This window comes from Streptomyces wuyuanensis (assembly GCF_900103455.1).
Classification (GTDB): domain Bacteria; phylum Actinomycetota; class Actinomycetes; order Streptomycetales; family Streptomycetaceae; genus Streptomyces; species Streptomyces wuyuanensis.
Genome location: NZ_FNHI01000002.1, coordinates 142,562 through 163,647 on the forward strand (window position 1 = coordinate 142,562; position 21,086 = coordinate 163,647).

The 21,086-nt window shown below is 71.5% G+C and carries 16 protein-coding genes; 10 read left to right on the forward strand and 6 right to left on the reverse strand.

From position 1 onward, the window contains the following. Positions 1-24: 24 nt before the first annotated feature. Entirely contained in the window at positions 25-537 is a 513-nt protein-coding gene (locus BLT82_RS03760) for a MarR family winged helix-turn-helix transcriptional regulator (RefSeq protein ID WP_093652361.1), read from the reverse strand. A 147-nt stretch (positions 538-684) separates the two neighbouring features. Between BLT82_RS03760 and ilvA the strand changes: the two genes are divergently transcribed. From ilvA to BLT82_RS03775, 3 genes are all read left to right on the forward strand, one after another. Next, entirely contained in the window at positions 685-1,914 is a 1,230-nt protein-coding gene (gene ilvA / locus BLT82_RS03765; RefSeq protein WP_093652362.1) for a threonine ammonia-lyase, read from the forward strand. Positions 1,915-2,224: 310 nt separating this feature from the next. Further along, positions 2,225-3,259, forward strand: coding sequence for an ATP-binding cassette domain-containing protein (locus BLT82_RS03770; RefSeq protein WP_093652363.1), 1,035 nt, complete (start codon positions 2,225-2,227; stop codon positions 3,257-3,259). Further along, entirely contained in the window at positions 3,256-4,113 is an 858-nt protein-coding gene (locus BLT82_RS03775; protein WP_093652364.1) for an ABC transporter permease, read from the forward strand. Before BLT82_RS03770 ends, BLT82_RS03775 begins: the two co-directional genes overlap by 4 nt. Positions 4,114-4,222: 109 nt before the next feature. Here the strand turns inward: BLT82_RS03775 and greA are convergent, their stop codons facing one another. Both greA and BLT82_RS03785 read right to left on the reverse strand, forming a co-directional pair. Further along, on the reverse strand, positions 4,223-4,720 hold the full coding sequence (gene greA / locus BLT82_RS03780) for a transcription elongation factor GreA (protein ID WP_093652365.1): 498 nt from the start codon (positions 4,718-4,720) through the stop codon (positions 4,223-4,225). A gap of 169 nt (positions 4,721-4,889) precedes the next feature. Further along, positions 4,890-5,306, reverse strand: coding sequence for a DUF4307 domain-containing protein (locus BLT82_RS03785; protein ID WP_093652366.1), 417 nt, complete (start codon positions 5,304-5,306; stop codon positions 4,890-4,892). A gap of 99 nt (positions 5,307-5,405) precedes the next feature. On the opposite strand from BLT82_RS03785, the gene mca reads away from it, so the two are divergent. Continuing rightward, positions 5,406-6,287: a mycothiol conjugate amidase Mca gene (gene mca, locus BLT82_RS03790; protein ID WP_093652367.1), complete on the forward strand. Its 882-nt coding sequence runs from the start codon at positions 5,406-5,408 to the stop codon at positions 6,285-6,287. A 109-nt stretch (positions 6,288-6,396) separates the two neighbouring features. Then, on the forward strand, positions 6,397-6,645 hold the full coding sequence (locus tag BLT82_RS03795) for a hypothetical protein (RefSeq protein WP_093652368.1): 249 nt from the start codon (positions 6,397-6,399) through the stop codon (positions 6,643-6,645). A 205-nt stretch (positions 6,646-6,850) separates the two neighbouring features. On the opposite strand, the gene BLT82_RS03800 is transcribed toward BLT82_RS03795, so the two are convergent. Then, positions 6,851-10,129 carry a tetratricopeptide repeat protein gene (locus BLT82_RS03800; RefSeq protein WP_093652369.1) on the reverse strand — a complete coding sequence of 1,093 codons (3,279 nt, stop codon included), beginning with the start codon at positions 10,127-10,129 and terminating at the stop codon, positions 6,851-6,853. Between the two features lie 577 nt (positions 10,130-10,706). On the opposite strand from BLT82_RS03800, the gene BLT82_RS03805 reads away from it, so the two are divergent. The 5 genes from BLT82_RS03805 to BLT82_RS03825 all read left to right on the forward strand — a co-directional run bounded on the left by BLT82_RS03805 (position 10,707) and on the right by BLT82_RS03825 (position 19,527). Beyond that, on the forward strand, positions 10,707-12,746 hold the full coding sequence (locus tag BLT82_RS03805; protein ID WP_167745950.1) for a thioredoxin domain-containing protein: 2,040 nt from the start codon (positions 10,707-10,709) through the stop codon (positions 12,744-12,746). Between the two features lie 226 nt (positions 12,747-12,972). Further along, positions 12,973-14,229, forward strand: a complete 1,257-nt coding sequence (locus BLT82_RS03810; RefSeq protein ID WP_093652371.1) for a glycosyltransferase — start codon at positions 12,973-12,975, stop codon at positions 14,227-14,229. Continuing rightward, the gene (locus tag BLT82_RS03815; protein ID WP_093652372.1) at positions 14,226-15,857 is read left to right on the forward strand and encodes an ArnT family glycosyltransferase; all 1,632 of its coding nucleotides are present in this window, start codon (positions 14,226-14,228) and stop codon (positions 15,855-15,857) included. The genes BLT82_RS03810 and BLT82_RS03815 overlap by 4 nt, the downstream gene beginning before the upstream one ends. Then, positions 15,854-17,080, forward strand: coding sequence for a glycosyltransferase (locus tag BLT82_RS03820; protein WP_093652373.1), 1,227 nt, complete (start codon positions 15,854-15,856; stop codon positions 17,078-17,080). The genes BLT82_RS03815 and BLT82_RS03820 overlap by 4 nt, the downstream gene beginning before the upstream one ends. A gap of 71 nt (positions 17,081-17,151) precedes the next feature. Next, entirely contained in the window at positions 17,152-19,527 is a 2,376-nt protein-coding gene (locus BLT82_RS03825; protein WP_093652670.1) for a galactose oxidase early set domain-containing protein, read from the forward strand. A gap of 18 nt (positions 19,528-19,545) precedes the next feature. Here BLT82_RS03825 and BLT82_RS03830 read toward each other — a convergent pair whose 3' ends face one another. Together BLT82_RS03830 and trhA are read right to left on the reverse strand one after the other, a co-directional pair. Next, on the reverse strand, positions 19,546-20,169 hold the full coding sequence (locus tag BLT82_RS03830; RefSeq protein ID WP_093652671.1) for a TetR/AcrR family transcriptional regulator: 624 nt from the start codon (positions 20,167-20,169) through the stop codon (positions 19,546-19,548). A gap of 75 nt (positions 20,170-20,244) precedes the next feature. Next, positions 20,245-20,922 (reverse strand): PAQR family membrane homeostasis protein TrhA, encoded by a 678-nt coding sequence (gene trhA / locus BLT82_RS03835; protein ID WP_208867688.1) that lies wholly within the window; start codon positions 20,920-20,922, stop codon positions 20,245-20,247. Positions 20,923-21,086: the final 164 nt, after the last annotated feature.

Sequence of the window (21,086 nt, forward strand, 5' to 3'; positions counted from 1 at the left end):
TATCAAGGCAGGCGGCGGTCCCGGTCAAGAGGTGGGGGACGCCTCCGTCGCTTCCGCGGGCAGCCCTGTCTGCCGGGCGGAGAGCGCCGTGTTGAAACGCGTGAGGAGGGTGCAGAACGACTCCCGCTCCTCCGGCGACCAGCCGTCGGTGACCTGGGCCATGAGTTCGCGCCGCGAGGAGCGGACCTCCTCCAGGCGGGCCTGGCCGCGGGGAGACAGCTGCAGCACGACGGCGCGGCCGTCCTCCGGGTGGGACGTGCGCTTGACCAGGCCGGTGTCGACCAGCGGCGCGACCTGGCGGGTGACCGTCGAGGAGTCGATGCCCATGCCGGCCGCGAGGGCCTTGACGCCCATCGGGCCTTCCTGGTCGAGCCTGTTGAGCAGCAGATAGGCGGCACGGTCCATCGAGTTGCGGACCTGGCCGACGCCGCCCAGCCGTGTCTGCTCGGCTCTGCGCGCGAAGACGGCCACCTGGTGCTGGAGGGCATCGAGGAGACCGGCGTCAAGATCAGTCGTCATGTCCTGAGATGTGGGCATGGCTGCGGGGGCTCTCTCGTGCGGTGGTCGGTTGGTGGGGGACAGAGTACGCGGCGCCGGGCGGGTGCGTACGGGCCCTGGGGAAACCTGTGGACGACGGGCTTCCCGGGTCCGCCGTCAGGCCGCTGAGCTGCGAGACTTGCTGTCATGAGCTTCCGTACCACTGGCCCCTTTCACCCGGTCATCCTCGACGACGTGCTGGGCGCCCGGAAGATGCTCAGCGGGGTCGCGCGGCTGACGCCGATGGAAGGCAGCCGCCACCTGTCCGCCCTGGTCGGGTCCCCGGTGCACCTGAAATGCGAGAACCTCCAGCGGACGGGTTCCTTCAAGCTGCGCGGCGCCTATGTGCGGATCTCCGGGCTGCGGCCCGAGGAACGGGCGGCCGGCGTCGTCGCGGCGTCGGCGGGCAACCATGCGCAGGGCGTCGCGCTCGCTTCCTCCCTGCTCGGTGTGCACTCCACGGTCTTCATGCCGAAGGGGGCTCCGCTGCCGAAGGTCGCCGCGACCCGTGACTACGGCGCCGATGTGAGGCTCCATGGCCATGTCGTCGACGAGACCCTGGCCGCGGCGCAGGAGTACGCGCACGAAACGGGTGCCGTCTTCATCCACCCCTTCGACCACCCGGACATCATCGCCGGGCAGGGCACGGTGGGGCTGGAGATCCTCGAGCAGTGCCCCGAGGTGCGGACGATCGTCGTCGGGGTGGGCGGCGGCGGTCTCGCCGCGGGCATCGCGGTGGCGGTGAAGGCGCTGCGTCCCGATGTGCGGCTGATCGGGGTCCAGGCGGAGGGGTCGGCCGCGTATCCGCCGTCGCTCGCCGCGGGGCGTCCGGTGTCGATCGAGTCCCCGGCGACGATGGCGGACGGCATCAAGGTGGGACGCCCCGGGGACGTCCCCTACGCGATCGTCGAGGAACTGGTCGACGAGGTGCGCACGGTCTCCGAGGACGCGCTCTCCTCGGCGCTGCTGCTCTGTCTGGAGCGGGCGAAGCTGGTCGTGGAACCGGCGGGGGCGAGTCCGGTCGCGGCTCTGCTGAGCGATCCGCAGGCGTACGAGGGGCCGGTCGTGGCGGTGCTGTCGGGCGGCAACGTCGACCCGCTGCTGATGCAGCGCATCCTGCGGCACGGCATGGCCGCCGCGGGCCGCTATCTGTCGCTGCGCCTTCGCCTCCCGGACCGGCCCGGGGCGCTGGCGACACTGCTCGGGGTGCTGTCGGTGGCGGATGCGAACGTTCTGGACGTGGGGCACGTGCGGACCGACGCCAGGCTCGGTCTGACGGAGGTCGAGGTGGAGCTCCACCTGGAGACGAAGGGCCCGGAGCACTGCGCGGAGGTCGGGGCGGCGCTGCGGGAAGCGGGCTACCAGGTCACGGGGTGACGGTGGCGCGGGCCCCCGCGGGGGCTCTTACTTGCGCGCCGTCGTCGCAGGCCGTATGCGCACCCGTCGCCGGGCCTGCGCGTGCGGCACCGGGCCCCGGCCGGCGGGGCGGTTGCCGGGCGCGGGGGCCGGGGCGGGCCGGGCGAATGAGTCCCCGCGAAGGCTTGTGTGTCGCGATGTATCGCGTTACGGTACCGGCCCAGGCCGTAAATTCGCCTGCGCCGGCGCTTGGTGAAATCTAAGCTTGCGCAGCAATCGCCTGAAGTAAGCAAACGATAAACGCCACTGCCACCCGACTTGGAGCACCCACATGCCAGGCGCCATTTACGCCGAGGGTCTGGTCAAGACCTTCGGCGAGGTAAGGGCTCTGGACGGAGTTGACCTCGACGTTCCCGAGGGCACCGTCCTCGGGCTCCTCGGCCCGAACGGCGCGGGCAAGACCACCGCCGTGCGCGTCCTGACGACCCTTCTCCGCCCCGACAGCGGACGGGCCGTCGTGGCGGGCGTCGACGTCCTCCAGAACCCCAACGAAGTCCGGCGGTCGATCGGGCTCTCCGGCCAGTTCGCCGCGGTCGACGAATATCTCACCGGCCGCGAGAACCTGCAGATGGTCGGCCGGCTCTACCAGATGAACGCCAAGGCCGCCAAGGTCAGGGCGGGCGAGCTGCTGGAGCGCTTCAACCTGGCCGACGCCGCGGACCGTCCGGCGAAGACCTACTCCGGCGGCATGCGCCGGCGCCTCGACCTCGCCGCCGCACTCGTCGTCTCACCGCCCGTGATGTTCATGGACGAACCCACGACCGGTCTCGACCCGCGCAACCGCCAGGCGCTGTGGGAGGTCATCAAGGAACTCGTCGGCGGCGGTACGACCCTGCTCCTGACCACGCAGTACCTGGAGGAGGCCGATCACCTGGCCGACAACATCTGCGTCGTCGACCACGGCAAGGTCATCGCCCGGGGCACCGCGGACCAGCTCAAGGCCCGCACCGGTGGAGAGCGCGTCGAGGTCGTCGTCCACCGGCCCGACGAGATCGCCCCCGCCCGCGACATCCTCCGGCGCTTCGGCGCGGAAGGGCCGGCGGCCGGCGACATCGCGGTCGAGGACCACACCCGGAGGCTCACGGTTCCGGTGACCGGCGGCGCGAAGCTGCTCGCCGAGGTCATCCGCGAGCTGGACGCCGCCGGCATCGAGATCGACGACATCGGTCTGCGCCGCCCCACCCTCGACGACGTCTTCATCTCCCTGACCGGCCGCCACGCCGAGCAGGGTGCCGAGGACGGCGGCGAGGTGCCGGCCGCCCGCCAGGGCGAGGACCGCAAGGCCGGGAAGGAGGCCGTGAAGTGACCACCGTCCAGGAAGCGGCGGATCGCGTCGCCGCGCCCCGCCCGCGCGGCGGCATCGCACAGTCGGTGAGCGACTCGCTCGTCGTCGCCAAGCGCAATCTGATCCGCATGACCAGGATCCCGGAGATGATCATCTTCGGGATGATCCAGCCGATCATGTTCGTGGTGCTGTTCACGTACGTGTTCGGAGGTTCCATCCAGGTCGGTGCCTCCACCTCGACCCAGGCCTACCGCGAGTTCCTGATGGCGGGCATCTTCGCCCAGACCGTCACGTTCGCGACCGCGGGCGCAGGGGCGGGCATCGCCGACGACATGCACAAGGGCCTCATCGACCGCTTCCGGTCGCTGCCGATGGCCCGGGGCGCGGTCCTCACCGGCCGCACCCTCGCCGATCTGGTGCAGACGGCGCTGACGCTCGTCGTCCTCGCCGTCGTGGCGCTGCTCGTCGGCTGGCGGACCCACGAGAATCTCGGCAAGGTGCTGCTCGGCTTCCTGCTGCTGCTCCTGCTCGGTTACGCGTTCTCCTGGATCGGCGCGCTGATCGGCCTGTCGGTCCGCACGCCCGAGGCCGCCACCTCCGGCGGACTGATCTGGCTGTTCCCGCTGACGTTCATCTCGAACGCTTTCGTGGACGCCAACAATATGCCGGGCTTCCTGCAGACCATCGCCGAGTGGAACCCGTTCAGCGCGACCGTGCAGGCGTGCCGCGAGCTGTTCGGCAATCTGCCGCCCGGTTTCGAGGCGCCCGACGCCTGGCCCATGCAGCACCCGGTGCTGGCCTCGGTCATCTGGTCGGTGCTGATCCTGGTGGTCTTCCGCACCCTCGCGGTGCGCAAGTACCGCTCGGCGGTCTGACCCGAGGACCGCGCGTCGTTCCGTCCCCGCGGACGGCGGAAGGCCCCGGCAGCGATGCGACGCTGCCGGGGCCTTCTCGTGCGCGCGGGTGCCGTGGAGGCGGCGCGGCTCAGCCCTGGTACGGCTTGGCCTCGAGGATCCTCACCATGGCCGTCTTGCCGTTGGGAAGCTCGTACTCCGCGTCCTGGCCGACCTTCTTGCCGTTCACGCCCGAGCCGAGCGGGGACTGCGGCGAGTACGTCGAGATGTCGCCCGACGCGTACTCGCGGGAAGCGAGCAGGAAGGTCTCGGTGTCGCTCTCGTCGCCGTCGAAGGCGACCTTCACGACCATGCCGGGGGCCACCGTGCCGTTGTCCGCCGGAGCCTCGCCGACCTTGGCCTTCTCCAGGAGCTGGGTCAGCTGGCGCACCCGGAGCTCCTGCTTGCCCTGCTCCTCCTTGGCCGCGTGGTACCCGCCGTTCTCCCGCAGGTCGCCCTCCTCACGGGCCGCCTCGATCTTCTTCGCGATCTCGACGCGCGCGGGACCAGACAGGTACTCCAGCTCGGCCTTGAGCTGGTTGTACGCCTCCTGGGTGAGCCAGGTGACGTTCTCGCTGGTCTGGGTCACAGGTGCTCCTCGTAGGTACTGGGGATACAAAGCATCGCCCTACCCAGAAGGATGTACCTCCACGAGTGGGCGAAACCACGAGCCTAACAATTGGCGACGAAAAGGGGGAGGACCGAAAGCTCTGAAAATTGCGTCGGTGCAGGTCAGCGCCGACAGGGCCGGGAAAACGTCAGCCCTTCGGCCCGTCGTCCGCGGTGCAGCCCGCGAGTTCCGCACTCGTCGCCTTCGCCGTCGTACGCACGGTGACGACCCGGTCCACCCGCGTCTCGCGCATGTCGAAGCGGACGTCCCGCCGGCCGACCTCGGAGCCGTCCTCGGCGCGCGAGCGCAGGGTGCAGTAGCCCTGGGCGCCGGCTTCCTTGCGGACTTCCAGATGGACCTGGACCCGGTCCTCCGCGGTGACGTCGAACTTGATGACCTCGGCGCTGATCCGCTGGCCCGACACGTAGTCGTAGCCGAACCAGGCGATCATGGCGAGGAAGCCGGCGCCGAGCACCGCGCCGATGATCTTGAGCTTGCGGTCGGCGCGTTCGTCCGCCGAGCGCCCGTAACGGCCCTCGGGAAGTCCTTCGCGCACCGCGCCCATGATCGTCCTCTCATTCCCGGAAAGACGCCGGAATTTTCGCCCCCCGGTTTCCGTCACTATAGAAGCCGTCCGATGCGACACATCACCGAGGATCGAGTCTTGACTGAGCAGCTGCGACTGATGGCCGTCCACGCCCACCCCGACGACGAGTCGAGCAAGGGTGCGGCCACGATGGCCAAGTACGTGTCCGAGGGGGTGGACGTGCTGGTCGTGACCTGCACGGGAGGCGAGCGCGGCTCCATCCTCAACCCCAAGCTCCAGGGCGACAGGTACATCGAGGAGAACATCCACGAGGTACGCCGCAAGGAAATGGACGAAGCCCGCGAGATCCTGGGCGTGAAGCAGGAGTGGCTCGGTTTCGTCGACTCCGGCCTGCCGGAGGGCGATCCGCTCCCCCCGCTGCCCGAGGGCTGCTTCGCGCTGGAGGACGTCGACAAGGCGGCCGGCGAGCTGGTGCGGAAGATCCGCGCCTTCCGCCCGCAGGTCGTCACCACGTACGACGAGAACGGCGGTTACCCGCACCCGGACCACATCATGACCCACAAGATCACGATGGTGGCCTTCGAGGGCGCGGCCGACACCGAGAAGTACCCCGAGTCCGAGTACGGCCCGGCCTGGCAGACGCTGAAGCTGTACTACAACCAGGGCTTCAACCGCCCGCGCACCGTAGCCCTCCACGAGGCCCTGCTCGAGCGCGGCCTGGAGTCCCCGTACGGCGAGTGGCTGGAGCGCTGGAAGGAGTTCCAGCGCGCCGAGCGGACCCTCACCACGTTCGTGCCGTGCGCCGACTTCTTCGAGACCCGCGACCGGGCGCTGATCGCCCACGCCACCCAGATCGACCCGGACGGGGGCTGGTTCCGCGTCCCGATGGGGATCCAGAAGGAGGTGTGGCCGACCGAGGAGTACGAGCTCGCCAAGTCCCTCGTCGACACCTCCCTGCCCGAGGACGACCTGTTCGCCGGAGTCCGCGAGCAGGCCTGACCCGGCCGTTCTCCCGGCCCCACCACACCTCCTCCCGGCCCGGGGTGGGCCGGGAGAAGGCGTCGCGGACGCCCGGGTATGGTCGGTACATCCACACAAGGAGCGACCGATGAGCAGCACAGGCCTGGCGATGACGCACCTCGTCCCTCTCGCCAAGGAGCTCGACGAGAACAAGGTGACGCCCGGCGTCCTCGGGTTCATCGTCTTCGCGGTGATGGCGGCCGGCGTCTGGCTGCTGATGAAGTCGATGAACCGCCACATGAACCGCGTGAACTTCGAGGAGAACCCGGCACCGGCCGCGACGGCGGCGGGCGGCGCCAACCGCCCCGGCACCGCCGGGACGGCGAAGGCCGAATAGCCTCGCGTCCCGGGCGCCGAGCCCGCCGGCCCGGCGCCCGCCCGGTGTTCAGGACCCCGGACGCCGGCGCCCGAGCCGGCGCACCGAGGGCCGCGTGCCCTAGAGCACAGGGGACTTCCGCGCGTGACCCGGGCCACGCCCGGCTTTCGCGTACGAAGGCGGCACACCGGCCCTGCCGCGCCGGCGAGAGCGTCCGCCGGCGGGTTCAGCCCACCGGCACCCCCATCACCTCCCGGGCGTGCCGGCCGGGCACCATGCCGAGCTGCCACGCCTGCCAGTCGTCCTCCAGCCGCACCCCGCGCTCCAGGACGAGGGCGAACGCCTCCATGCAGTCCTCCAGCCGGCCGTCGCGGGCCGGGTGGGGCCCCTCGCGCAGCGCGGTCAGCTCCTCCTGCGCGACGACCGTGCCCACCTCCACCCCGCCCGCAGAGGCGTACGGCAGCAGCGTGCAGCGCAGGAAGCCGGCCCAGTCGGCTCCCCGGCGGTCGCCGTAGGAGGCGAACAGCCCGGCCGCCTCCTCGCAGAGCGCCAGGGCCTGGGCGGGCCGGCTGTTTCCCGCGTCGATCACGGCCAGTTCCAGACAGGTCCAGGCCTCCCCGTGGGCCAGCCGGATGCGCTGGAAGTCCGCCCGGGCGTCGACCAGGAGCTGGCGGGCGAAACCGGAGTTGCGGAGATTGCCGGTCTGCGCCGCGCGCTGGTCCCGGGTGGCACGGCCGGAGTGGTGCCGGGCGCAGGCCAGCCCGTACACGTCCCGCATCCGGGAGAACATCGTCCGGGCGCGCTCCAGTTCACGCACCGCCTGGTCGCGCTCGCCCCGTTCCTCCAGGGCCTGGCCCAGGTAGTACAGCGTCCACGCCTCACCGCGCGCGTCCTCGTTCTCGCGATGCCGGGCGAGGGCCTGGTTCAGCTGCTCCACCGCCGGTGACGGATCGCCGTCCACCAGCCGGGCGCGCGCCAGCTGGGTCAGCGCCCACGCCTCGCCCCGCTCGTCCTGGGTGCGCCCGTACAGGTCGAGTGCGAGCCGCAGGGCCGACTCCGCCTCCGGTACGGCGCCCATGCGCAGATGCACCTGGCCGAACTGGAAGTGGGACCACGCCTCGCCGTGCAGCGACTCGCTCTCCCGGTGCAGCCGGACGGCGGTCGTGAGCAGCGTCCGGGCCTCGGCGATGTTGGCCCGGTCCCGCTCCACCGCCGCCAGCGCGTGCAGGGTCCACGCCCGGTCGGCCGCCAGCTCCTCGGCCGACTGCAGCTCGATCGCCTCGCGGAGCTTCACCGACGCCTCGGTCAGATTGCCCTGGTGGTGCAGCGTGATGCCGAGGGAGCACAGGGCCCGGGCCGCGCCCGCTTCGTGCTGCGCCTCGCGGTACAGGTTCACCACCGACGACAGGGTGGTGCGCGCCTTGTCCAGCTCACCGAGCTGCCGGGCGGCGATACCGGTGCGCCACTGCACCGACCGGACCAGCAGGCCCTGGTCGACGGCCTGCGTCAGCTCGTTGATCTCCCCGAGCCGGTAGAGGTCGCCGCGCAGCAGGCAGTAGTCGCACAGGGCCCCCAGGAGATTCAGCACGGCCTGCTGGTCCACCCCCTCGGCGTGCCGGAGCGCCGCGGTGATGAAGCTCGACTCGTCGTCCAGCCAGCGCAGCGCCGCCTCCAGCGAGGCGAAGCCGTGACCGGCCGAGGTCCGGGCGAACATGTCGGCACGGGTGGAGGTCTTCCCGTCCACCAGCCGGATCACCGTGTCCGCCAGTTCCGCGTACCCGATGATCAACCGCTCCTGGGCGGCCGTGCGTTCCGCCTGCTCCTCCTCGTCCAGCAGCCGCGCCTGCGCGAAGGCCCGAACGGCGTCGTGCAGCCGGTAGCGCTCGCCGCCCCCTCCCTGTGCGCCCTGCGGGCGCGGAGGGACCCCCGGCGGTGCCGGGGCACCCCCGCGCACATGGTCCAGCAGCCCCGCCCGCGCCAGCTCCGACAGCAGCCGCAGGGCCTCGGTCTCGTCCGTGCCCAGCAGCGCAGACGCAGCGGCCGCCCCCAGGGACGCCCGGCCCGCGAGCGCGAGCCTGCGCAGCAGCCTGCGGCCCTGGTCCGGGAGGTCCGTGTAACGCAGCCACAGCGCCCGCTCCACCGGGCCCACCGGGCCGTACGCGCCGAGGTCGGAGGCCAGGGCGTGCGGGGTCCGGGCGCCCAGGGACGAGCCAGCGATCCGCAGTGCCAGCGGCAGCCCGCCGGACAGCTCCCGGATCGTGTCCATCGAGCGGGAGTCGTAGGGGCCCTCCAACGGCTCCTCGGCCGACGACGCGAGCAGTTCCTCGGCGGCGGCCGCGTCCAGGGCCTCCACCGGCATCCGGTGCACCCACGCCGGGACGTCCTCCGGGAGCTCCAGCGGCTCCCTCGCGGTCACCAGCACCAGACTGTCCGAGCGCTCCGGGACGAGCGTCCGGACCTGCTCGGCGTCGCTCGCGTCGTCCAGGACGACGGTGACGGGCAGGCCGGTCAGGTACTGGTGGTACAGCTCGCCGAGGCGCCGCACCTGCTGCTCCGCCGACGACCGTTCCCGGAAGAGCAGTTGCTCGCGGGGCGCGCCGAGCCGGTTCAGCAGGTGCAGCAGCGCGTCCCGAGTCGACAGCGGCTGCTCACCCGCGGAGCCCCCGCGCAGATCCACCAGGCACGCGCCCCGGAACTGGTCCTTCAGCTCGCGGGCGGCCCGTACAGCGAGCGTCGTGCGGCCCGACCCGGGCTCGCCGTACAGCACCACGACCGTGGGCTTCGTCTCCGTCGACGCCCGCGCCGCGTGCACCCACCGGGCGATCTGCGCCATCGCCTCCCGGCGCCCGGCGAACGGCCCTGCGGGCACCGGAAGATGGGCGAACGACTGCTCCAGGACATTGCGCCGCCGAGCCGCCTGGCTGCGGTCCGCCCCGCGCAACGGCGGGCCCGCCACCGTCTTCTTCACCGGGCGGGCGGTGGCGGCCGTCAGCATCCGCTGCTGGTCCAGGAACGGGCGGATGCCCCGGACCTCCAGTGCGGTCAGCCACTGGAGCCGCAACTGCTCGGGCCCGCCCGGCTGTCCGAGCGCACCGGCTCTGCGATGCGCCGCCGGCCAGTGGGAGGCGGTCACCTTGGCGACGGTCGCCGCCGCTCCGGCCACCGCGACGACGGCCCCGGCGCCGAGGGCCGTGCCCGTCGCCGTGCCCAGGGCCATGTCCGCGCCGATGGCGGCGACCGCGGCAACAGCGGTCACCAGTACGGGAGTCGACATGTCCTGCCTGCTGAACCGCTCCGCCAGGGACGAGTGACCGGCCTCCGCCTCCTCCACCGCGTGGAGGTACGCCGCGTACTCCTCGTCCGCGCCGGCCGCCATCGTCTCCAGTGCCTCGCGGCCGCGTGAGAGCAGCGCCGAGGAGTCCGCTCTGCCGCCGGAGCGGCGCACCTCCTCCTCGACGGCCCGTGCCAACAGCCCCTCGGCTTCCGCCCGATGGCTGTCCCGCATGTGGATCCCCCTCCGAGAGCTTCCGCTTCCGTTCAGGTGCCAAGTGTCCTGCGAGACGTGCGCCGATGCGAGGGAGTCCGGCGATCAAGCCGCTTCGCGGGGGGTTCCGTCACCTCCCCGGAGGCCGTCGTGACGGTCGACTTCACCCGTTTGGAGGGCGTTTGCCCGTGGTTGCCCAGGGCAGCCGCTCGGTAACGGACACCGCGGCCACGAAGGGAGGCCCCTCTGACAGACATCCAAGTCCCCTGGCCCGACTGCGAGGAGGAGGACACCACGAGGACAGAGACCGTCGGATGAGCGGCGGCTCCGGGTGGTTCTCACGAAGTCTCACTGCGCTGCTTCCTGCCGACAGCCACCCGGGAGCCGCCGCCGGCCGCCGGACGGCAGCCGAGCCTCCGGCGCGCCGGACCGGCGACGGCCCGGCCCGGCGGGAGCGGGGAGAGATGCGGGTCTCTCCCCGCTCCGCCGTGCGGTCCCCTGCCTGGGCGTGCCGCCTCCCGCCCGAGCCGTGCGGCCCGCGCGCCGCCGTGGTCGTGCCGGATGGGCAGCCCTCCGCTGGGTGCGCGAGGATTGGGGTATGCCCAATCGCCTGGCCCATGAGACGTCCCCCTATCTCCTCCAGCACGCCGACAACCCGGTCGACTGGTGGCCCTGGTCGTCCGAGGCGTTCGAGGAGGCCAGAAGGCGGGGCGTTCCCGTTCTGCTCAGCGTGGGCTACTCGAGCTGCCACTGGTGCCATGTCATGGCCCACGAGTCCTTCGAGGACGACGCCACCGCGGAATACCTCAACGAGCACTTCGTGTCCGTCAAGGTCGACCGCGAGGAGCGTCCCGACGTGGACGCCGTCTACATGGAGGCCGTGCAGTCCGCCACCGGCCAGGGCGGATGGCCCATGACCGTGTTCCTCACGCCCGGGGCCGAGCCGTTCTACTTCGGCACCTACTTCCCGCCGGCCCCGCGGCACGGCATGCCGTCGTTCCGCCAGATCCTGGAAGGCGTCACCGCCGCCTGGACCGACCGCCGCGGCGAGGTCGACGAGGTGGCCGGGAAGATCGTCCGCGACCTGGCGGGCCGGACCCTGGCGTACGGGGGACAGGGGACCCCGGGGGAGGAGGAGCTCGCCCAGGCGCTGCTCGGCCTCACCCGGGAGTACGACCCGGCGCACGGCGGCTTCGGCGGTGCGCCGAAGTTCCCGCCGTCGATGGTCCTCGAGTTCCTGCTGCGGCACCATGCGCGCACGGGCGCCGAGGGGGCGCTGCAGATGGCCGCCGACACCTGCGAGGCGATGGCCCGGGGCGGGATCTACGACCAGCTCGGCGGTGGCTTCGCCCGGTACTCGGTGGACCGCGAATGGGTGATCCCGCACTTCGAGAAGATGCTCTACGACAATGCGCTGCTCTGCCGGGTGTACGCCCATCTCTGGCGGATCACCGGCAGCGACCTGGCCCGCCGCGTCGCCCTGGAGACCGCCGACTTCATGGTGCGGGAACTGAGGACGCCGGAGGGCGGCTTCGCCTCCGCCCTCGACGCCGACAGCGCCCTTGCCGACGGTTCCGGGAAGCACGCCGAGGGCGCGTACTACGTCTGGACGCCGGGGCAGCTGAGGGAGGTGCTGGGCGAGGAGGACGCGGAGTTCGCCGTGCGGCACTTCGGCGTGACCGAGGAGGGCACGTTCGAGCACGGCTCGTCCGTGCTCCAACTGCCGCAGGACGCGGGCGTCGCCGACGCAGGGAGGGTCTCGTCCGTACGGGAGCGGCTGCTCGCCGCGCGGGAGCAGCGGCCGCGGCCGGGCCGCGACGACAAGATCGTCGCCGCGTGGAACGGTCTCGCGATCGCCGCCCTGGCCGAGGTGGGCGGCTACTTCGACCGTCCGGACCTCGTCGAGCGCGCCACCGAGGCCGCCGATCTGCTCGTGCGGCTGCACATGGACGACGGCGCACGGCTGACCCGCACCTCCAGGGACGGCCACGCCGGCGCCAACGCGGGGGTGCTGGAGGACTACGCCGACGTGGCCGAGGGCTTTCTCGCCCTCGCGTCCGTCAGCGGCGAGGGTGCATGGCTTGAGTTCGCGGGGTTCCTGCTGGACATCGTCCTGGACCGGTTCACCGGTCCCGAGGGGCAGTTGTACGACACGGCCCACGACGCCGAGCGGCTGATCCGGCGGCCCCAGGACCCCACGGACAACGCCGCGCCCTCCGGCTGGACGGCCGCGGCCGGCGCGCTGCTCTCGTACGCCGCGCACACCGGTTCGGAGGCCCACCGCACGGAGGCGGAAAGGGCGTTGGGGGTGGTGAAGGCGCTCGGCCCGCGCGCCCCCCGGTTCATCGGCTGGGGGCTCGCCGCCGCGGAGGCGCTGCTCGACGGTCCGCGGGAGGTGGCGGTCGTCGGAGTGCCGGGGGACGCCGGGATGCGGAATCTGCACAAGGCCGCGCTGCTGGGGACGGCGCCGGGCGCGGTGGTCGCCGCGGGGGGACCGGGCGGCGACGAGTTCCCGCTGCTCGCGGACCGCCCGCTGGTCGACGGCAAGCCGGCCGCCTATGTCTGCCGGCATTTCGTGTGCGCCGCACCGGTCACCGAAGTGGAGGCGCTCCGAGTGGAGTTGGGCTCCCAGGGGTGAGCGCCTGCGGTTGATTTCGGTGGCCTGCCCGAAACGCGTCATTCATCGAAACAGGCGTACGTCGGTCACATATTCCCCCTATTCTCTTCACCGCTGACACAGCAGCTGCGCATGCGGCGGGACCGTGCTGCGGTTCCGCCGCGCCCGCGCAGGGGGGTTTCAGGGGGAACCGCACGGTGGGCGAGGGGGCCTGCCGTGGTGGTCGCCCCTGTCGTTGGGGGGCCAATTGCTCACGTCCTTGTTCATCGGCGCCATCTCCTTGGCGCTCTTCTGGATGGCGGCGTTCACGCTCTGGTGGCAGATGCACGCGTGGCGCACGCCGGAGACGCTCGCGTCGACGCGCTTCGAGAGCCCGGCGGGCGCGGAGGGACTGTCGTTCTCCCTGCTGCTGCCCGCCCGGCACGAACAACTGGTGCTGGAACACACCATCAGCCGGCTGCTGGAGTCCAGCCACCGCGACTTCGAGATCATCGTCATCGTCGGGCACGACGACCCGGAGACCACGGAGGTCGCCGCGCGGGCCGCGTCCCGCGATCCCGACCGGGTGCGGGTCGTCGTCGACACCCACGAGACCAAGAACAAACCGAAGGCCCTCAACACGGCCCTCCCGCACTGCCGCGGGGACGTCGTCGGAGTCTTCGACGCCGAGGACCAGGTCCACCCGGAACTCCTCGCCCACGTCGACCACGCCTTCACCGCCACCGGCGCCGACGTCGTCCAGGGCGGTGTCCAGCTGATCAACTTCCACTCCTCGTGGTACGCGCTGCGCAACTGCCTGGAGTACTTCTTCTGGTTCCGCTCCCGGCTCCACCTGCACGCCGCCAAGGGCTTCATCCCGCTCGGCGGCAACACCGTCTTCGTCCGCACCGACGTGCTGCGCGAGGCAGGCGGCTGGGACCAGAACTGCCTGGCCGAGGACTGCGACCTCGGCGTGCGCCTGTCCAGCCGGGGCAAGAAGGTCGTCGTCGCCTACGACGCCGACATGGTCACCCGCGAGGAGACCCCCGGCACGCTGATGTCGCTGCTGAAGCAGCGCACCCGCTGGAACCAGGGCTTCCTGCAGGTGTACCGGAAGAAGGACTGGAGGCAACTGCCCACGCTGGGGCAGCGCATGCTCGCCCGCTACACCCTGATGACGCCGTTCATGCAGGCGTTCACCGGCGTGATCATCCCGGTCAACGCCGCCGCCGCGCTCCTGCTCGACGTGCCGGTCGGCATCGCCTTCCTCACCTTCCTGCCGCTGATCACGGCCATGGTGACGTTCGTCTTCGAGATCGTCGGCCTGCACGACTTCGGCACCCAGTACGGACTGCGGGTCCGCCTCCCGCACTACCTCAAGCTCATCGCCGGCGGCCCCTTCTACCAGGTGCTCCTCGCGGGCGCGGCCGTCCGGGCCGTGTGGCGCGAGCAGCGCGGCCGCAACGAGTGGGAGCTGACCAGCCATGTCGGTGCGCATCTCACCCGAGAGGACGTCCCCGCGTGACCTCCACCCTCACGGCGGCGCCACCCGTGGCGGCCGCCCGCCCCGCCGATCCCGCACGACGGCTCACCGTCCGGCCCGTCGTCCGCTTCCGGTCCTCGCGGCCCGACCTGCTGCTGTGCGGAGCACTGCTCACGGCGATCCTGCTGGTGCAGGGCTGGAACATCCAGCACTTCCCGACCCTCAGTGACGACGAGGGCACCTACCTCGCCCAGGCATGGGCGGTCCAGCAGGGAGAGGGGCTGGCCCACTACACGTACTGGTACGACCATCCGCCCCTCGGCTGGATCCAGCTCGCCGGGCTGACCTGGATCCCGTCGCTCATCGCGCCCGACGCGATGACGGTGGCCACGATGCGCGGGGCGATGCTGCTCATCAGCGCTGCCTCCGCGGTCCTCCTCTACGTGCTGGCGCGGCGGCTCTGGCTGCCTCGCTGGGCGGCCGGGCTGGCGATGGTCCTCTTCGGGCTCTCGCCGCTGTCCGTGGTCCTCCAGCGGGAGATCTTCCTCGACAACCTCGCCGTGATGTGGATGTTGCTGGCGTTCTGCCTGGCGGCCTCGCCCAGCCGCCATCTGTGGCACCACTTCGGCGCCGGGCTCGCCGCCGCGACCGGGGTGCTCACCAAGGAGACCATGCTGGTCGTCCTGCCCGCGCTGCTGGTGACGATGTGGCGCTTCAGCCACCGTGACACCCGCAAGTTCGCGGTCACCGGCGCCGTCACCGCCTGCGCGCTGATCGGCTTCTCCTATCCGCTGTTCGCGCTCCTCAAGGGCGAACTGCTGCCGGGCGAAGGCCATGTGTCGCTGTGGGAGGGCATCACGTACCAGATGAGCCGGCCCGGCTCCGGGTTCATCCTGAGCGAGGGCACCGGCTCGAACGGCGTGCTCCGGTCCTGGCTCTACTACGACCGGGTGCTGCCGGTCGGCGGGCTCGCCGGCGCCGCGCTGCTGCTCCTCACACTGCGCTGGTCGGTGACCGCGCGGGCGCTCGCCGGCCCCGCGCTCGCCGTGGCCATCCTCGCGGCCGTCGCCATGCGCCCGTCGGGCTATCTGCCCGCGATGTACGTCATCCAGGCGCTGCCGTTCCTGGCGCTGGTGCTGGCCGGCGGGGCCGCGAGCGTCGGGCACGCCGTGCTGAGCCGGTGGCGGAGTCCCGGCGAGGCGCGGGCGCTCACCTTCGCCCGCCGGTCCGCGGCCGCCGCGCTCGCCCTCGCCGCGGCCGTGTACGTCGTGCCGCGCTGGTACGACGGCGACCGCACCGCGATGACCGCCGACGCCAATGCCCCGTACCGGGCCGCCGCGCAATGGCTGAGCACCGAGGTGGCCGAACCCGCCCGCACCCGCGTGCTCGTCGACGACGCCCTCTGGCTCGACCTGGTGCACGCCGGGTACCAGCCGGGGCTCGGGGCCATCTGGTTCTACAAGGCCGACCTCGACCCGGCGGTGACGAAGACCATGCCGCGCGGCTGGCGCGACCTGGACTACGTGGTCGCCTCGCCGACCGTCCGCCGCGATGCACGCGACCTGCCCAACGTGAGGGACGCGCTGGAGCACTCCACGCCGGTCGCCGTCTTCGGCGAGGGCGAGGACCGCATCGAGATCCGCGAAATCGGGGGAGCTGACCACCAGTGACGAGCCATCACACGCCTTCGGCAGACGGACTGGGCTTCAGCCCGGAAGCGCTCGGGGACACGCTCGGCGAGACCGCGGGGGTCGCCGAACCGGCAGCCGTCACCGTCGTGATCCCGACCTTCAACGAGTCGGCGAACGTACGTGAACTGCTGCACCGGCTCACCGACTCGGTGCCGGCGCGGCTCCCCTGCGAGGTCGTGTTCGTCGACGACTCCTCCGACGACACTCCGGCCGTGATCAGCGAGGCCGCGCAGGACTGCCCCTTCCCCGTCACGGTCATCCACCGGGAGTCGCCCGAGGGCGGACTCGGCGGCGCGGTCGTCGAGGGGATGAAGGCCGCCGGGTCCGACTGGATCGTGGTCATGGACGCGGATCTCCAGCATCCACCGTCCCTGGTCCCGGATCTGGTGGCCACCGGCGAGAAGGAGTCCGCCGACCTCGTCGTCGCCAGCCGCTATCTTCCGGGCGGCAGCCGCGCCGGGCTCGCGGGCGGCTACCGGGTGGCGGTCTCCCGCGGCGCGACCTGGCTCGCCAAGGGCCTCTTCCCGCGGGCCCTGCGCGGTATCAGCGACCCGATGAGCGGCTTCTTCGCCATCCGCAGGTCCGCGGTGACCGCCGAGGCGCTGAAGCCGCTGGGCTACAAGATCCTGCTGGAGCTGGCCGTGCGCTGCCGGCCGGGCGAGGTCGCCGAGGTGCCGTTCGTCTTCCAGGACCGGTTCGCGGGCGAGTCCAAGTCGACGGCCCGGGAGGGCCTGCGCTTCCTGCGGCACCTGGTCGGGCTGCGCACCGCCTCCCCTCTCGCCCGGATGGCCGCCTTCGGCGTCATCGGGCTCACCGGGTTCGTCCCCAACCTGCTGGCGCTGCACGCGCTGGTGACCGCCGGGGTCCACTACCTGCCCGCCGAGATCCTCGCCAACCAGTTCGGCGTGCTGTGGAACTTCCTCCTCATCGAGGTGCTGCTGTTCCGCGACCGGCGCCACCACCGCCACTGGGCGGACCGTGTGGGCCGGTTCGCACTGCTCGCCAACGCCGACCTGGTGCTGCGGATCCCGCTGATCGCCCTGCTCGTCGGGCAGTTCCACCTGGCCGTGCTGCCCGCCACCACGCTCGCGCTGCTCACGACGTTCGTCCTGCGGTTCGCCGGGACCGAGGCGCTCGTCTACCTGCCGCGCAGAGACGGAACCGCAAGGAGCCGTACAGGTACAGCAAGGAGCACCAGTTGAAACCACCCGGACGCACCCGCAGACCCACCGGACGCACCCGCAGAACGACCGCACTGCTCACCGTCGCCGCCATGACCGCGGGCCTGCTGCTCGCCGCGCAGCAGCCGGCCGCCGCGGGACCCAACCTCGTCAGGAACCCCGGCTTCGAGACTCCCGGCAGCGGCGACATGCCCTTCTGCTGGGCCAAGTCGGGCTGGGGCGACAACGACTTCACCTTCACCACCACCGCCGACGCTCACACCGGTTCCGCGGCCATGAAGGTCGAGCTGACCCGACGGCTGGACGGCGACCGCAAGGCCCTCATCACGGAGTCGGCCGACTGCGCGCCGCACGTCGTCCCGGAGCGCCAGTACGACCTGTCCTTCTGGTACAAGTCGACGACCCCGGACACGGCCCTCACCCTCTTCCGCCACGACACCACCGCGGGCTGGCAGTACTGGACCGATCTGCGCACCCTCCCCATGGAGGGGGACTGGACCCGCAGCGAGGTCCGCACCCCGGCCATCCCGCCGAACACGGACCAGATCACCTGGGGCGTCTCCGTCTTCGGCACCGGCAGCGTCACGACCGACGACTACGCGATGGAGGAGGTCGCGCCGCCGACGCCCGACCCGGTGTGCACGGCCACGGCCGAGGAGTGCGCCAAGGGCCGGTGGGACGTCATGCCGACGAAGAACCCGGTGCGCTCCATGCACTCGGTGGTGCTGCACAACGGCAAGGTGCTCCTCATCGCCGGCTCCGGCAACGACCCCGCGATGTTCGAGGCGGGGACCTTCACCTCCGCCGTGTACGACCCGGTGGCCGGGACGTACAAGAACATCCCGACGCCCGTCGACATGTTCTGCGCCGGCCACGTCCAGCTGTCCGACGGCCGGGTGCTGGTGATGAGCGGCAACAAGGGGTATCCGTCCGCCGACGGCACGATCGGCTACCAGGGCCTGAAGGACTCGTACGTCTTCGACCCGGTGACCGAGACGTACACGCGGACCAACGACATGAACGGGGGCCACTGGTACCCGTCGGCGACGATCCTCGGCAACGGTGACGTCATCTCCTTCGGCGGACTGAAGGAGGACTCGACGGGCAATGTGACGGCGGAGAAGTTCTCGGCCGCCGAGAACAAGTGGCTGCCGCTCCACCAGGTCAACCAGACCTGGTCGTTCTGGGGGCTGTACCCGTCGATGATCCTGATGCAGGACGGCCGGCTCTTCTACTCCGGCAGCCATGTCTTCGGCAACGGCACCCCCGGCACCGGCGCCTCGATCTACGACTACGACGCCAACACCATCACCGACGTGCCGGGCCTGCGGAACAAGGACCAGCGGGACGAGAGCGCGAGCGTGCTGCTGCCCCCGGCGCAGGACCAGCGGGTCCTCACCATCGGCGGCGGCAACAACGAGACCAACCCGGTGGCCAACCGCCTCACCGACATCATCGACCTCAAGGAGCCGAACCCGCAGTACACGGCCGGTCCGCCGCTGCCGCAGGGCCTCGTCGACCAGGGCCAGGGCAAGCGCCCGCAGACCGGTGACGAGGGCAAGATGTTCGTCTCCGCGGTGCTGCTGCCCGACGGCAAGGTGCTGGAGACCGGCGGCGGGATGCACGACCGGGCCGATCCGGTGTACGAGGCGTCCTTCTTCGACCCGGTGACCAACACCTACGAGGAGGGCCTCGCGGCCGACCCGATCCCGCGCACCTACCACTCGTCGGCGTTCCTGCTGCCCGACGGCCGGGTGATGGCCGTGGGCGACAACCCCGGCAACGGCACCTACAACCACAACGTGTCGATCTACACCCCGCCGTACCTGCTGAAGGGCCCCCGTCCGCGCATCACTTCGGTGATCGACGGCGCCTGGCAGTACGGCGACACCCAGCGGATCACGGTGGACCGGCCGATCGCCAAGGCGGAACTGATCCGCCCGGCCGCGGTCACCCACTCCTCGGACCCGAACCAGCGGTTCGTGGACCTGCCGATGAGCGTGGTGGACGACCGGACGATCGACCTGAACGTCACCAGCAACCCCAACCTGGCCCCGCCCGGCTGGTACATGCTCTTCGGCGTGGACGCCAACGGGATCCCGTCGGTGGCCGAGTGGGTGCACCTGGGGGCCCCGTCCGCGGCGGCACGGGCCGCGAAGGACGCCCCGTCCGCGCACGTCCACGACTTCGCGGGGGATCTCGCCAAGTCCCCGAAGAAGAACGGCAAGAAGAGGGCCTCGGCCCCGGTCGGCCCGAAGGTCGCGGGCTGTGACCGGCACTACGGCTCGGCCAACGTCTGTGTGCCGCTCGCCTTCCCCGCGCCGGTGCAGGCGACGACCAGGTCCCGCTGCGACTGGCTCACGGCGCACGGGTACGGCCGGCTGAAGGTCAACGGCAAGGACGACCCACTCCGGCTCGACCCGGACCGGGACGGTCGCACCTGCGGGAAAGGGGACCTGAGGAGGTAGCCGGCCCTCTTCCCGCGCTCAGAGGGACAGCCCGTCCCCGAGAGTGTCGAGGGCACGGTCCAGGAGCGCGGCCAGGTCGTCCCGCCGGCCGCGCTCCGCCCAGTGCAGCGTGACCTCGCGCAGCGCGGCCATCACGGCGGCGGTGAAGACCCGTACCTCGAGGTCGCCGGCGTCGCGGCCGGTCCGCTCGGCGAGGACGCGGGACAGCAGCAGCGAGGTCTCGGCCGTGGTCTCGGCCGACCGGGCCCGTACGGCCGGGACCTCCACCAGCAGCCTCGCACGCAGGCACATCCCGTCCGGGTCCTCCTCCAGGAGGGTCCGGACGGCGTGTGCGACGACGAAGCGCAGGGACTCCAGGGGAGGTTCACCCGCCGGCCGCCTGCGCAGCATGTCCTCCATCACCGCGTGGTACTCGTCCGTGAGGACGATGTCCTCCTTGGTGGCGAAGTACCGGGAGACCGTGGACGGGGAGACCTCCGCGGCAGCCGCGATCTGCTCGATGGTGGTCGCCTCGTAGCCCTGGTCGGCGACCAGCCGGTACAGGGCGCGGCGGATCGCCGCACGGGTCTTGAGCTTCTTGCGCTCACGCAGCCCCAGCGGGGGCCGGCCTGCGGCGGGCGGACGGTGTGCGGAGGGGGCCATGGCCGTCATTCTCGGACATCCGCCGCAGCCACCGGCACGGCGGCGGTGACCCGTTCACGCGCTCCGCGGGGCCCCTCAGGCGTGCTGGTAGGCGACGAGGGAGATCCCCACGTAGTGGACGACGAAGGCGGCCAGGGTGAGGGAGTGGAAGACCTCGTGGAAGCCGAACCAGCGCGGTGACGGATTCGGCCGCTTCATCCCGTAGACCACGCCGCCGGCGCTGTACAGCAGCCCGCCGACGATCACGAGCACGAGGACGGCGATGCCGCCCTTCCGCATGAAGTCGGGCAGGAAGAAGACCGCGGCCCAGCCCATCGCGATGTAGCAGGGCGTGTACAGCCACCGCGGCGCGCCCACCCAGAAGACCCGGAAGGCGATTCCGGCAACCGCTGCCGCCCAGACCGCCCACAACAGCACCCGCCCGGTGGAGTCCGGCAGGAGGAGCAGGGTCAGCGGGGTATACGTACCGGCGATGATCAGGAAGATGTTCGCGTGGTCCAGCCGGCGGAGGACGGCCGTCGCGCGGGGGCCCCAGGTGCCCCGGTGGTAGAGCGCGCTCACACCGAAGAGCAGACAGGCGGTGAGTACGTAGATGCCGCAGGCGATCCTGCCGCGGGTCGAGTCCGCGAGTGCCGTCAGGACGATTCCCGCGATCAGCACGGCGGGAAACATCCCCGCGTGCAGCCAGCCCCGCAACCGCGGCTTCACCGGCGGCGGATCGATCTCGTTCACGTCGGGCGAAGCTGCAGTCATGGCGGCATGCTACCTACGGGGCCGTAGGTAGCGGACTCCGAGTGGCAATGCTCACGTGAGAGGTCCTCTGGACATATGGGCACCGGGCACGGATGATCAGATGAGTGCGGTCGGCACCGGATGAGCAGCTACGAAGCATCCGGGTCGCAGCCCCCACGGGGCAA